We start from the raw sequence: 13429 nt of genomic DNA, 5'->3' as shown, positions 1-13429 counted from the left end.
AACAAATCAATCACCATAATACTAGGATGTGATGGAATGTCTGGCAAAGTAGCGCAGCGTATGCATATCAATTTGGCTTCACCGTTCATATTGGAAATGTGGGCAATCATCTTTCTGGTGGAGTTCGTCAAAGGATCGCTGCTGGTAGCCCTGCTGCCGGTATACATGGAGAGTAACCTGGGCCTGTCTGTGACGGTGGTTGGCTTCTCTTTTGCAATGCAGTATTTGGGGGACAACCTCTTCCGCAGTCCATCGGGCTGGGTGATGGAACGTATCGGATACCGCTGGACAATGACAGGGTCCCTGCTGCTCATTCTGGTTGCTGTTGGCATAATAATCTATGCGCAGGATGCGGTTTGGTTATCCATAGCCTGCCTCATTCTTGGCATTGGGACGTCGCCGCTGTGGCCGTGCACAATGACCGGGATTACTGAGCTTGCCGGCTCTACCAAGAGCGGGAGCAGCGGGGCGGCGATGGGGGCGGTGGAGATGGCCTCGCTGGCAGGAACCGGTATCGGCCCGATTACGGTCAACTTCCTGATGGATCACGGCGGACAGAGCTACCGCGCCGTGTTCCTGGTGCTTATGGGCTGTGCCGCAGTTGTCGCCGCAGTTGCGCTGCTGCTGCCTTCAAGGATTGGCAATCATGCGCCGCATGCGATTGTGCGGGGCGAGGAAGCAGGTGAAGCGGGCCAAGTGAGCCTGCGGAGACGGATGAAGCCGCTTGAGAGCTTTCAGCAAACACTGCATCAGGTTAGAACCTCCCTGAAGGTCAGCCGCTGGCTGTTTCCGGCGTTGTTCCTGCAAGCCTTTGCCATTGGCCTCATGACTCCGGTAGTGACCTTGTTTGCCCGTACAGAGCTGCATGTGACGCCCAATCAATTCAGCCTGCTGCTGATTGCCGGGGGAGGCATTACCGTGCTGGCGCTGATTCCGGCCGGCCGGTTAGTGGACCGTATCGGCACAACAGTCTTCCTGAATATCGGCTTTCTGCTCGCCGCCGCCTCGCTGACCTTTTTCTCACAGGTGCGCTGGCTGCCTTTGGCCTTCTGTGCAGTAGCGCTGGTGGGCATCAGCTATGCGCTTATTCTACCGGCATGGAACGCTTTTCTGGCTAAGCAGGTGCCCAAAGGAGAGCGGGGCACGGTGTGGGGATTGTTCCTGACCCTGCAAGGCTCGGGTATGGTAGCAGGACCGGTACTATCCGGGAAGCTGTGGGATTCGGTAGGGCACAGCACGCCTTTTCTGCTTAGCGCATTTGTAATGGTGCTGCTCTTCGGCCTGCATTTGCTGATTGTCCACAGAACCAAACGGAAGACGGGGACAAGCTGAGCGGGGGATGGGGATTCATCCGCAGATTAAAGAAGCCGCCGGCAGCCGGGAATGTACCGGAAGCCAGCGGCTTTTATTGAAACTAACGGTTAATTTGTTCCACGCCAGGAGCTTAGAAGGACATGCGGTAGAGCGGAAGCAAGGTCCCGAAGGTCTGCCGGATAACCTCAAGGAGCCTGCCGCCATCCAGCACAAGCGGATCATCCCTATCAATGCGCAGTCCGCAGGTAACCTCGGCTTTCTTGACCTCCTTGAGTCTGCGCGACAGCTCAGTGAACGCCCGCTTATCCATGTCCGCATGCGGCGTTCCCCGCGGGTCCAGATGGTCTGTGGACCAGAAGAAATCACCTGGCAGCCCCGCTTGAATGTCCGGCATATTTCTGTCCAGCGCCTCGGCGAAAATCACTTTATTCGCGCTCTCGTAAATGATGGCAAAGACAATAAACAGATGGCTGTGGAACATGCCGACCTGAAAGTGCGGCAGCGCCTTATACCCTCTTTTGTTCGGTCCCCAGGCGACCCATGTATCGCCCGGTGCATGAACGGTGCGCCGGGCGTGCTTAGCTACATGGGCAAACATCTCTTCTCCTGTGAGTGCGGAAAGGATGGGAGCAACCTCATTGCCTAGCTCATGCAGCTTCGGGCGGACTCTTGCGATCAGGGCATCCATCCGCGGCTCCAGACCTTCAATTTGAAATACATCAAAATCCTCTGTGGCAAATCCTTGAATTGGCATTGCAGTATCTCCTCATGTAAAATATATTACTCCGAAACCATAAAATTGAAGTAAAGCTGCATAGAGCGTTTGGAAGTGGCGGGAAACGGGTAAAAATAGTCAATAAACCAAGTTACCGCTACATAAAATGAAGTATAAAATAAGTGTAAGACGAACGCAAAATAAAATATGGCAGGTGGAGGTCCGGCAGTCGGTTTTGCTTCTTGAGTTACGCTAATGAAGCTTGCTTGCGTAAGCAAAGCAGATAGGGGGGAGTGCCGTGAACAAAAACGACGAGGTCGAGTATTGCAATCTGGAGCTGCGCTTTGACAGACAACATATTCAGGATCTGATAAAGGACTTGATTAAGGAAGGTTATTCCCTTTATTGGAGCGAGAATGAGACGGTTTTTCTTATTTCGGTGCGCACCGGCCGCAAGCTTGTGAAGCTGCGCTTTCAGCGGATTAAGGAAGGCTACAAGCTGGTGGGAGATTATATGATCCGCGATGCCCGCCTGTCCGAATGGATGGAGAAGCTGATCGGTGATCTGCGGGGACACGCGGTTGTGAAGCGGTTCCGTGACCGCCAGATTATTATTGAGAATATTTTATTCGGCGAAGTGATCCGTCTGGTGGAGATATCCGGGTATCAGCAGCGTGTACTGTATCAGAAGGGCCCCCTGCTGACCGATCAAGAGCTGACAAAGCTGTTCTACTCCATAGAAGGCGAAGAGCGGATTCGTGACCGCAAAATAGAGGTGGATGAGCAGCTTGACCGTTTGAATGAAGCTATCAAGGCTAAGGACACGGAACAGATCGAGCAGTGCACAGCCAAGCTCCTTTCACTCACCAAGGAACTGAATATGCTTGAATGGTGAAGATAAGGTTAATGAATTCCAGGGCATCCCGCAGGGCGGGGTGCCCTGAACTTTGCTTCTCAACTTGCGCACGGGGGTTCACTTCTGGCGGTAAAAACGTTAAAATAATCGTTGTGAGCAATTCCATGCTACCGCAGGGATTTGTCAATGAATTTGATCTCTTTTTCCCAGGCACAACTTTGCTGTCTCTGACAAAGGATGGTATTCTAATACTGCGAGAAATGGATTTCACAAAAATATAAGATGCAAAAGGTGGAGGACTAGGGTGGCAAAACAACAAATCGGCGTTATTGGCTTGGCAGTAATGGGTAAGAATTTGGCTCTTAACATCGAGAGCAGAGGCTTCACAGTATCGGTGTACAACCGTTCTCCAGAGAAGACAAATGATCTCATCAGCGAAGCGGCAGGCAAGAACCTGGTAGGTACGTTTTCCGTTGAGGAATTTGTAGCCTCGCTGGAGGTGCCGCGCAGAATTCTGATCATGGTTCAGGCAGGCTCGGCAACCGACGCTACAATCGAGCAGTTGCTGCCGCATCTGGATCAGGGCGACATCATTATCGACGGGGGCAACGCGTATTTCCCTGACACGGTCCGCCGCAGCAAGGATCTGGAGGCAAAAGGCTTCCGCTTCATCGGAACCGGCGTTTCCGGGGGCGAAGAGGGCGCACTGAAGGGGCCTTCCATTATGCCTGGCGGTCAAGAAAGCGCGTATAAGCTTGTGGAGCCCATTCTTACGGCAATTTCGGCCAAAGTGGACGGAGAGCCTTGCTGTACATATATCGGACCGGACGGTGCGGGACATTATGTAAAAATGGTGCATAACGGCATTGAATACGGCGACATGCAGCTTATCGGCGAAGCTTACCATTTGCTCAAGGATGTGCTTGGCCTGGATGCCAAAGAGCTGCACAGCATCTTTAAGGAGTGGAACAGCGGAGAGCTTGACAGCTATCTGATTGAGATCACTACAGATATTTTTGCCCAGTACGATGAGGAAACCGGCAAACCGATGGTAGACGTCATCCTGGATGCCGCCGGCCAGAAGGGTACAGGCAAATGGACAAGCCAAAGCTCGCTTGATCTTGGTGTGCCGCTGTCGATGATTACGGAATCCGTATTCTCCCGCTTCCTGTCCGCGATGAAGGAAGAACGTGTGGCAGCCAGCAAAGTGCTGAGCGGTCCGGTGACCGAGCCGTTCCAGGGCGACAAAGCCGAGTTCATCGAAAATGTGCGCAAAGCGCTGTTCGCCAGCAAAATTGTATCGTATGCCCAAGGCTTTGCACAGCTTCGTGTAGCTTCGGACGAATACAATTGGGATCTGAAATACGGCAATCTGGCCAAAATCTGGCGCGGCGGCTGCATCATCCGTTCCCGTTTCCTGCAAAACATCACCGATGCTTACGAGAACAATCCGGAGCTGAAGAATCTGCTGCTCGATCCGTTCTTCAAGAACATCATGGATACGTATCAAGCCGCATGGCGTAAAGTCATTTCCGCAGCAGTGGCGCAAGGGGTTCCGGTTCCTGGCTTCTCCAGCGCTCTGGCTTACTATGACAGCTACCGTACGGAACGCCTGCCTGCAAATCTGCTTCAGGCGCAGCGTGACTACTTCGGCGCACATACCTTCAAACGTGTGGACAAGGAAGGCATCTTCCACCATAACTGGTTGTCTGAATAAGCTCAGGCGGCAAGCTGCACATCATAGCCCGCAAGGCTCTTCCGCTTCTGGAGGGGCTTTCGGGCTTTTTTCCTGTCCTATGTGGGACGGCGTAGCCGTTTCTACTTGTCTGTGTTATGATATGACAAATGTCGCGGCTTGGAGGGTCGTTATGAATTACGCCAATAAAAACATCATTCTGGTCGGGATGATGGCAACAGGGAAGTCAACGGTCGGCGCTCTGCTGGCGGAAGAACTGGGCTATGAGCTGATTGATCTGGACCATGTGATTATTCAGAAGGAAGGCCGGAGTATTGCAGAGATATTCGCCGGGGGCGGAGAAGACTATTTCCGGAAGATCGAATCGGCAGTGCTGAAGGAAATGCTGGAAGGCGAAGGGCGGATTATTTCCACAGGAGGCGGAGCGGTGCTGGCACCGGGGAATGCAGAGGTCATGCTGGAAAAAGGGCTTGTAGTGGCGCTTACCGCCACTGAGGAAGCCATTGTCGCCCGTGTCAGCGGAGATCAGAACCGGCCGCTGCTCACCGGCAATGCGCAGGAACGGGTTCGCGCCATTTTGGAGCAGCGCCGGAATGCTTACCATTTTGCACATTGCACGGTCGATACAACGGAGCTGAGCGTGGCAGAAGTGTCGGAGTGGATTTTAATGCGCTACCGCGTTTGAGCTTTTAAGCGTATGTGTGGTAGACTTAAGCGTCTGCAGCTTCATTCCAGTCAATCATCCCGCCGCTGAGGTTGGATGTTGTGTAGCCGAACTGCTGCAGATATTCACAGACACGCTGGCTGCGGGCACCCGAACGGCAAATGAAGATGATCTCCGTATCCTTCGGAAGTTGCTCGTCTTCGGCATGCTGCGGAATTTCACCCATTGGAATATGCTGTGCCCCTGGAATCATCCCGAAGGCGACTTCCTCGTCTTCACGGACGTCTATCAGTACAAGGTCTTCACCTGACTCCAGACGCTGCCGTAATTGCTGTGCTGTGATTTGGGGAATCTCATTCATGGTTGTGACCTCTTTTCATCAGAAGAATGCTTTCATGATAACACAATTGCCGATTACCCTGTCAAACGAAGCAATGTATAATACATATCCCATATCATAAGGAGAGCTTATATCATGGACGTTATTGTTAGGCCTACACCCACACTGCAAGGAGAATTCGGAGCCCTGTCCTCTAAAAATTACACAACGCGCTACCTGCTGGTCGCCGCCTTGTCCGAAGGTGTCAGCACGATCTATCATCCTGCGCACAGCGAAGACAGTGATGCGATCCGCAGATGTATTGCCGATCTTGGAGCAGAGCTTACAGAGGATGAGGAGAAGATTGTCATCAAGGGCTTTGGCCGCCATCCCCGCGATGTGAAGGAGCTGAATGTGGGAAATGCCGGAGCGGTCTTGCGTTTTCTGATGGCGGTGGCTGCACTCAGCCCAGAGGTCACCTTTGTCAATACGTACCCGGACTCCCTCGGCAAACGGCCCCATGACGACCTGATTACGGCGCTTGGCCAGCTTGGGGTAGAGGTGGAGCACAACAGCGGCCGATTGCCGATTACAATTCGCGGCGGCCAACCGGCCGGCGGACGGATTACCGTGTCTGGGGCGGTCAGCTCCCAGTATCTCAGTGCGTTGCTGTTCCTGACCCCGCTGCTTGCGGAGGACAGTGAAATCATTGTGCTGGATGACTTGAAATCGAAGGTGGTTGTCGGCCAGACGCTGGAGGTGCTGGAACAGGCAGGCATCGTTATCCACGCGGCGGATGATTATATGTCGTTCAAGGTGCCGGGCGGACAGGCGTATGCAGCCAAGTCCTATACGGTACAGGGCGATTACCCCGGGTCGGCAGCAGTACTCGCGGCTGCGGCTGTCACCAGGTCAGATGTCAAGATTCACCGGCTTGCCGAACAGAGCAAGCAAGGGGAAAAAGCGATTGTCGATGTGCTGCGGATGATGGAAGTGCCGCTAACGCATGAAGAGGGGACGGTACATGTACAGGGCAATGGCGTTCTGAAGGCAGTGGAGTTTGACGGCGACGCGGCGACCGATGCCGTGCTGGCAATGGTGGCGGCGGCTGTATTTGCCGAAGGCACCTCACGTTTCTACAATGTTGAGAACCTGAGATACAAGGAATGTGACCGCATTACGGATTATTTGGCCGAGCTGACCCGCGCCGGAGCGGATGTGGAGGAGAAGCGCGATGAGATCATCGTCCACGGCAAACCTGAAGGTGTTGAAGGCGGCGTGACCATCAACGCACACTACGATCACCGGGTGATTATGGCGCTGACGGTAGTGGGCCTTCGCGCCCGCCAGCCGCTGCGGATCAAGGATGCCCACCATGTCGCCAAGTCGTACCCGCAGTACTTTGACCATCTGCGCGTGCTTGGCGCGAATGTGGAGTGGGTAGAGTAGAAGCTGGACATTATACAGAGCTAATATTGGAAGCAATGAAAGGGCATGGTACTTGTGCCCTTTTTTCTTTTGGGTATTTTTTGTAACATAGAAGTGTTAATTTAATAGAGAGGTGTTCAAACCATGACAGCAACGAATCAGTTAACCGTACATACGCTCACTCAAGGCGACAGACAAGCTGTAAATCAGCTTTTTCATGCTTCCATCACAGACGCCTTCGAAAAGGAAGGGCTGGGGCATTTGCAGGAGGACATTCAGCATGAGGTTGACCATAAAAATCAAATGGTTGATGCTTTTCTGCACCCGGCGAAATCGGATACACACTTCCTGGTTGCTGAAATCAAAGGGACGGTTGTCGGCACGATTTCATTTGGACCCTGTGACAAGGACATTTCTGCATGCACCGCAAATCAGCTTGATGCTGTGGGTGAGCTAGGAAGCTTATACGTTCTGCCAGGCTATCAGGGGCACGGTGTAGGCTCGGCATTGATTAAGGAATTGATGGCTTACTTAAGGAAGCAAGGCATTGAGCAGTTTTGCCTGGACAGCGGCTACCGGCGTGCGCAGACAAGATGGCTGCGGAAATTTGGCGAGCCTTATGCAGCGGTTAAGGATTATTGGGGACCGGATTCCGTTCACATGGTTTGGCTGTGCAAGGTGAGTGATCATATCGTTTGAGAAAGGCCAAACAATGATTAATTTAGTTATGATTATTCAAATATTAAGCTTCTTTTTTATATTTCAATCCATTTCACGGTATCAATTTACAATGAAAGAAATAACAGCTTGGCTGGCGGTATTTTTAATGATCGGGTTTGTCTCTACCTATTTGATTGGAGTATGGGGCGCGTTTACGCTGTTCTTCTGTTTCGTGGGCATCTCCTACTTTAAAAATCAGAGAACGTTTACCGCTTTAGGGGTTTTTTACGGAGCTTATGCCCTGGTTATGAACTCCTTTATCGGTTATCTCGCTGCCGATCCGATTACACGTTTGGTTGAATTTATCTTTAAACAATCATCAGCGCATATTGAATATCTTCCGTATCTTTTTACGGCTATGGCGCCGCCCGTTATCAATGAAATCGGCCTTAGACTGGTGCGCCGTTATGTTCCGCAGCTCAACAAAAATATCCTGCAGGAATCCAGCAAAGTCATTCTTTTTCCGGTAATTGTTCTTTTAATTATCATCATCATCTCGGTGTATCCCATTCTGACCATTGGCAATAAAACTGGTGATTTCAGTGCCTTCCATAGAACCTTGCTTGTAGGGATGTGGCTGCTATTTGTGATTGCTTTGCTGTATATGCAGCTTCAGTATAATCATATTCAAAAAAGAGAAATTGAAAAATCTAAAAATGAGCAATTGGTACAGCTTAAGGATTATGCGGCACAGCTCGAAAGAATATATGATGAATTCAGAGGTTTTCGTCATGACTATGCCAATATCCTGTTGACGCTGGAGGAAGGGATTTATCGGGAGAATTGGGAGCAAGTCAAACGGGTGTATGAACAAACGGTCAAGCCAACCGGGCAGTTAATGCGCAAGAATGAGTACAGCTTTGTCAAGCTGCGGAACCTGCATGTATCAGAGGTCAAAAGCATCCTCGCCGCCAAAATTATCATGGCCCAGCAAATGAAAATTGACGTGGCGCTAGAGATTGAAGAGCCTATTCATAGGATTCAGATGGAATTGATCTCTTTTACCCGGATTCTCTCCATCCTACTGGATAATGCGATTGAAGCAGCGGCTAAGACGGAAGAAGCGAAGATTTGGATTGTGTTACTAGAGGACCCTGCCGTTCAACGAATCAAAATTGAAAATAGCAGCGGTGAGGAAATCAGCTTACGGCGATTGGGAGAACGCGGATATTCGTCCAAAGGCAAAGGGCGCGGCTTGGGGCTATACAACGTACAGCAAATGTTAAAAGAAGATAACTTCGCGTCATTAGAAACGGAGGCCCAATCTGGCTTCTTTTCCCAAACGCTCATTTTAAGAAAGACTGGGGAACGGGAATGAACATTTATATATTAGAGGATAACCTGATCCAGCAGCAGCGGTTGGAACGAATCATCAAAGCACTGGCGCAAAAGCATCAGATTCGTTACCGGAGTTTATTTTCAAGTGCAAAGCCTGATCATGTATTGTCGCAAATTGAAAATGTGGCCGACCATCAATTGTATTTTCTTGATTTGGAGATCAAGCATGAGGAGCACAAAGGACTGGCTGTCGCCAAGGAGATTAGAAAAAAAGATCCATACGGCACGATTGTTTTTGTGACCACCCATTCCGAGCTTGCGCCAAAAACATTTGAATATCGTGTGGCTGCTTTGGATTTTATTGAAAAAGAGCTGCCGGAGGAAGAGTTTATTCAAAAGGTTGAAGAGTGTCTGCTGATTGCCGATTCGCGCCGGAGTATTCCGGTAAGTCCCGATAACTTTTCTTTTGAGAATAAATACACCAGCTTTCAAATTCCTTTCTCGGATATTCTTTATTTTGAAACGATGGAAATTGCCCATAAAATAAGATTAATTACGAAGTCCAAGGTTCTTGATTTCTATGCTGAATTAAATGAAATTGCAGAATATGATGAACGCCTGTTCCGTTGCCACCGCGCGTTTGTAGTAAATTTGGCCAACATCCGATCCGTTGATAAGAAGAACAAATTGGTCTTGTTTGATCATAATGAAAGCTGTCCGGTCTCAAGACGCCTGCAGAAGGAAACCATTGAGAAGATGGAAGCTTTGAGACAGCAATGATATTTTGTTTAAATATGATTTTTTAAATATATATGTTGAACTTAAAAAAATCATAAAAAAGGTAGGAGTGCGGAGGGGAAGTTTGGATACTTACGGAGCGGTAGCGTCTGCCTTTATGTTTGGATTTCAACCGCGGCCAGCGGGCTAAAATCAGGAAATCCAAACATAACAGCGGCCGGAAGTCCAAACATTCCCCGCAGTTACGACCAATACCCTAATATGAAAAAGTGCTGGAAGCTATTTTCTTAAATGGCTGCCGGCACTTTTTTTGCTTTAAAGAGAGTACCGTTTATGAAGGTTAAAGGACAGTTGGCGATGTTGCTATCTTGAACGGAGGACAAAAGCCTTATGCTGAAAACGTAGCAGACAGATCAAACACATCGTCATAAGGAGCGACAGTCATGGAAACTGTGATCCAGATCAATCACTTGTCAAAAGCTTATAAAGGAATCGAAATCGTCTCAGATGTAACCATGCATATTGAAAAAGGTGAAATCTACGGGTTCCTGGGACCCAATGGTGCGGGAAAAACAACAATTATGAAAATGATTCTGAATTTGGTGAAGCCGACCTCAGGCGAGATTGTTGTGCTGAATCAGCCTGTAACGCAAACGTCTTTTCAATACTTGCAGCATATCGGCAGCATCATCGAATATCCCGTGTTTTATGACCGGATAACAGCCCTTGAGAACTTAAAATATCATTGTGAGTACACTCAGTATCACGGTGAAGACCGCATTCTTGAAGTGCTGGAGACGGTTGGCTTACAAGGAGTGGGCAACAAAAAAGTGCATGAGTTCTCTCTCGGGATGAAGCAGCGTCTGGGAATTGCCAGAGCCATTCTCACCAAGCCGCAAATTTTGATTTTGGATGAGCCGATTAACGGTTTGGACCCTGTGGGGATTAAAGATATCCGCATGCTGTTGCTGGAGCTGAAGAATGACTACGGGATGACCATTCTGGTCTCCAGTCATATTGTGTCAGAGATTGAGTCCATCGCGGATACGATCGGAATTATTAATCACGGACAATTAATAAAGGAAGTTAAGATGAGTGAGATCAGAAGCGAAAATGCCCAATACCTGGAGATAAAAGTGACTGACAGTAAGAAGGCTTCCCTAGTGCTGGAGAGAAAATTGAATATTCATGATTATGAAGCAATTGATCCGGAGACCATTCGCGTCTATCAGCAGGATGTATCTCAATCGGTCATTAATAAAGAACTGGTGCTGAATGATATCCTTGTAAACCGTATCGAAACCCGGCAAAGCAATTTGGAAGAATATTTCCTGAAGCTTATTCATGGAGGCGAATAATATGTTCAGATTAATGAAGATCGAATGGAAGAGAAATAATCTGGCGGGGTATGGCATAAGGGCTGTAATTTGTATGGTGGTTATATTCGGATTGGTTGCCGGGATGGCTGTAATGTCAAATGCGCAGGATGAGCCGATGTTTACAGATTTTACAGCCTTCATGTCACTGGCTAACATTTTTGTCCGCATTACCTTTGTTGTTTTTTCAGCTATCCTTATTTCCAGACTGGTGATTGATGAATATAAGAATAAAACCATTCAATTGTTATTTACGTATCCTCTTCAGCGCACAAAAGTAATGCAAGCAAAGCTAATCATTGTGTTTGGCTTCTGTTTCTTCAGTGTAGCGGTCTCCACATTCATCATTGAAGTATTGACCGTGTTATTAAATCCGGCAGCGCAGTTCTTCGAAACAGCAGCAGCGAAGGAAGATGTGCTGGCAACCATTCCATCTATCCTTATTGCTTCAGTAATGACTGCGGGCTTGAGTCTGATTCCTTTGTCTTTCGGTATGCGGAAACAATCTACTGCCACAACAATTACCAGCTCAGTAATCTTAGGGCTTCTGCTGAATTCTATGGTTTCCGATGGAAGCAGCTCGGTATCTATGTTTCAATTTATCGGCGTGCCTATCGTTTTCTGCTTGCTTGGTTTGTTCGTAGCCTATCTGTCGTATCGAAAAATTGACAGAAAGGACGTTGCATAAACTATGAAAACAAATAAGTGGATTTGGATATCAATGGCGGTTGTTCTGGTGGGAATCCTTGTTTTTGTCCTGCAGGACGGATCACAGGATTTCGAGCTGACCAAAAACTTCCCGGCGCAAGAAATACAGAGCATTGAAATCAACAATGATTCATGGGATCTCGTAGTGAAGGAGTCAACAGACAATCAAGTCCATGTAGACATTGAGGGGAATCAGACGGATCAAAAGAAGGCTCCTGTTGAAGTGACACATACATCTAATAACTTGGTGATTCAGCAAGATAAGCAAATTGGCGGAGCCTTCTCCGCATTTTCTTTTCACAAACAGGGAACCATTACAGTCTTTATTCCCAAAAATACAGCAGATCAGGTCAGAATGGTCAACAATGAAGGTGACATCAATATCCGGGCGCTGGACACCCATAATTTAATCATTGAAAATAAAGCAGGCAATATGAAATTAAATCAGGTTAAAGCGGATTCGGGGGACTTCAATCTAATAGAAGGGGACCTGAATATAAAGGACAGCTCATTTGACCGGATCGACGTAGCTGCCAGGGGCAATGACCTTTATTTTAAGAATGTAACCAGTCCAGTCATGAACCTGTATTCTAAAAGCGGCGAAATTGTGCTTAACGGGGTAGATGAAAAAGGTGAAATGAGAGTGGAAACGAAATCCGGGGATATCCAGATTGATTATCAAACAGCCCCAGCCAGCTTGAAGGTGGCAGTGGAAAATGCCAAAGGCGATACAACGGTCCACCTGGCGAATCTCAGGGCCACGGACAATACGGACGAGCATGTAAATGGAACCATTGGGGCCGGTGAGAATTCTGTATATGTGAAAACTAATTCGGGAAGCATCGGCGTTAAGTAAAGAATCGTGTTCCATTGGGGGGAGACTCGCGAATTTGGAACTTCCTGCGCTCCGCTGTATGATGTAGTAGTAAATAATTATATGCACTATACACGGAAAGGGGAAATACACATGAGCTTTGAGAACCCAAGCCGGGAGCAGATTGGAGACATTCTAGCTGCTGCGGGCAATATAGCGGTGGTCGGACTCTCCGACAAAACAGACCGCACTTCTTATATGGTAGCAGGTGCCATGCAGAGCCGGGGCTACCGGATTATTCCGGTCAACCCTTCGGTGGACGGTGAGATTCTGGGTGAAAAATGCTACCACAGTCTCGCGGAAATTCCTGAGCCGGTGGATATTGTGAATGTGTTCCGCCGCAGTGAATTCTGCGAAGCGGTTGCCCAGGAAGCGGCCGATATCGGTGCGCGTGTCCTGTGGCTCCAGCAGGGCATCGTCAGCCAGGAGGCTGCCGATATCGCCGCCGAGCACGGCATGATCGCGATCATGGACCGCTGCATCAAGGTCGAGGAAGCGATCACGATGAAGGACCGCCGCCGGGGGTAAGGGACTGGCGGCCGGCGTTCCGGCCCTTTTGGAACGCTGGAAGACTGAACACATGGAACCCCGGAACCCCGGAACCCCGGAACCCCGGAACCCCGGAACCCCGGAACCCTACTGCTTGTTCCCCCGTGTAGCGGCGCGGAACTTCCGGCTGTAGGCGCGGCTGGGCGATTTTCGCCGAGCAGTAGATTTTACCGGACCGCGTTGCTATACTTAAC

14 protein-coding genes are annotated in these 13429 nt (G+C 49.3%); 12 read left to right on the top strand and 2 right to left on the bottom strand.

Going from position 1 to position 13429, the window contains the following annotated elements; genetic code table 11:
• The first annotated feature begins 36 nt into the window (after positions 1-36).
• On the top strand, positions 37-1332 hold the full coding sequence (locus B212_RS0114270) for an MFS transporter (RefSeq protein ID WP_019911529.1): 1296 nt from the start codon (positions 37-39) through the stop codon (positions 1330-1332).
• Positions 1333-1444: 112 nt separating this feature from the next.
• Here the strand turns inward: B212_RS0114270 and B212_RS0114265 are convergent, their stop codons facing one another.
• Positions 1445-2068: a YktB family protein gene (locus tag B212_RS0114265; protein ID WP_019911527.1), complete on the bottom strand. Its 624-nt coding sequence runs from the start codon at positions 2066-2068 to the stop codon at positions 1445-1447.
• Between the two features lie 259 nt (positions 2069-2327).
• Between B212_RS0114265 and B212_RS0114260 the strand changes: the two genes are divergently transcribed.
• From B212_RS0114260 to B212_RS0114250, 3 genes are all read left to right on the top strand, one after another.
• Positions 2328-2924 (top strand): hypothetical protein, encoded by a 597-nt coding sequence (locus B212_RS0114260; protein WP_019911526.1) that lies wholly within the window; start codon positions 2328-2330, stop codon positions 2922-2924.
• Positions 2925-3189: 265 nt separating this feature from the next.
• A complete protein-coding gene (gene gndA, locus B212_RS0114255) occupies positions 3190-4602 on the top strand; it encodes an NADP-dependent phosphogluconate dehydrogenase (protein WP_019911525.1) in 1413 nt (470 codons plus the stop codon).
• A 151-nt stretch (positions 4603-4753) separates the two neighbouring features.
• The gene (locus B212_RS0114250) at positions 4754-5266 is read left to right on the top strand and encodes a shikimate kinase (protein WP_019911524.1); all 513 of its coding nucleotides are present in this window, start codon (positions 4754-4756) and stop codon (positions 5264-5266) included.
• A gap of 25 nt (positions 5267-5291) precedes the next feature.
• On the opposite strand, the gene B212_RS0114245 is transcribed toward B212_RS0114250, so the two are convergent.
• Positions 5292-5606 carry a rhodanese-like domain-containing protein gene (locus B212_RS0114245; RefSeq protein ID WP_019911523.1) on the bottom strand — a complete coding sequence of 105 codons (315 nt, stop codon included), beginning with the start codon at positions 5604-5606 and terminating at the stop codon, positions 5292-5294.
• Positions 5607-5720: 114 nt separating this feature from the next.
• Between B212_RS0114245 and aroA the strand changes: the two genes are divergently transcribed.
• From aroA to B212_RS0114205, 8 genes are all read left to right on the top strand, one after another.
• The gene (gene aroA / locus B212_RS0114240) at positions 5721-7013 is read left to right on the top strand and encodes a 3-phosphoshikimate 1-carboxyvinyltransferase (RefSeq protein WP_019911522.1); all 1293 of its coding nucleotides are present in this window, start codon (positions 5721-5723) and stop codon (positions 7011-7013) included.
• A gap of 123 nt (positions 7014-7136) precedes the next feature.
• Complete coding sequence (locus tag B212_RS0114235; RefSeq protein ID WP_019911520.1) at positions 7137-7691, top strand: GNAT family N-acetyltransferase; 555 nt, start codon at positions 7137-7139, stop codon at positions 7689-7691.
• Between the two features lie 91 nt (positions 7692-7782).
• The gene (locus B212_RS0114230) at positions 7783-9030 is read left to right on the top strand and encodes a sensor histidine kinase (RefSeq protein ID WP_198015860.1); all 1248 of its coding nucleotides are present in this window, start codon (positions 7783-7785) and stop codon (positions 9028-9030) included.
• On the top strand, positions 9027-9770 hold the full coding sequence (locus B212_RS0114225; RefSeq protein ID WP_019911517.1) for a response regulator transcription factor: 744 nt from the start codon (positions 9027-9029) through the stop codon (positions 9768-9770). Before B212_RS0114230 ends, B212_RS0114225 begins: the two co-directional genes overlap by 4 nt.
• Positions 9771-10171: 401 nt before the next feature.
• A complete protein-coding gene (locus tag B212_RS0114220; protein ID WP_019911516.1) occupies positions 10172-11086 on the top strand; it encodes an ABC transporter ATP-binding protein in 915 nt (304 codons plus the stop codon).
• A 1-nt stretch (position 11087) separates the two neighbouring features.
• Entirely contained in the window at positions 11088-11792 is a 705-nt protein-coding gene (locus B212_RS0114215) for an ABC transporter permease (protein ID WP_019911515.1), read from the top strand.
• Positions 11793-11795: 3 nt separating this feature from the next.
• Positions 11796-12668, top strand: a complete 873-nt coding sequence (locus B212_RS0114210; RefSeq protein ID WP_084673289.1) for a DUF4097 family beta strand repeat-containing protein — start codon at positions 11796-11798, stop codon at positions 12666-12668.
• Between the two features lie 111 nt (positions 12669-12779).
• Positions 12780-13214: a CoA-binding protein gene (locus B212_RS0114205; RefSeq protein ID WP_019911513.1), complete on the top strand. Its 435-nt coding sequence runs from the start codon at positions 12780-12782 to the stop codon at positions 13212-13214.
• Positions 13215-13429: the final 215 nt, after the last annotated feature.

The sequence above is a fragment of the Paenibacillus sp. HW567 genome (genome assembly GCF_000374185.1).
Taxonomy (GTDB): Bacteria; Bacillota; Bacilli; order Paenibacillales; family Paenibacillaceae; genus Paenibacillus_AQ.
The sequence above is the reverse complement of the archived record's forward strand: the minus strand, read 5'-3'. Positions and strand labels throughout refer to the sequence as shown.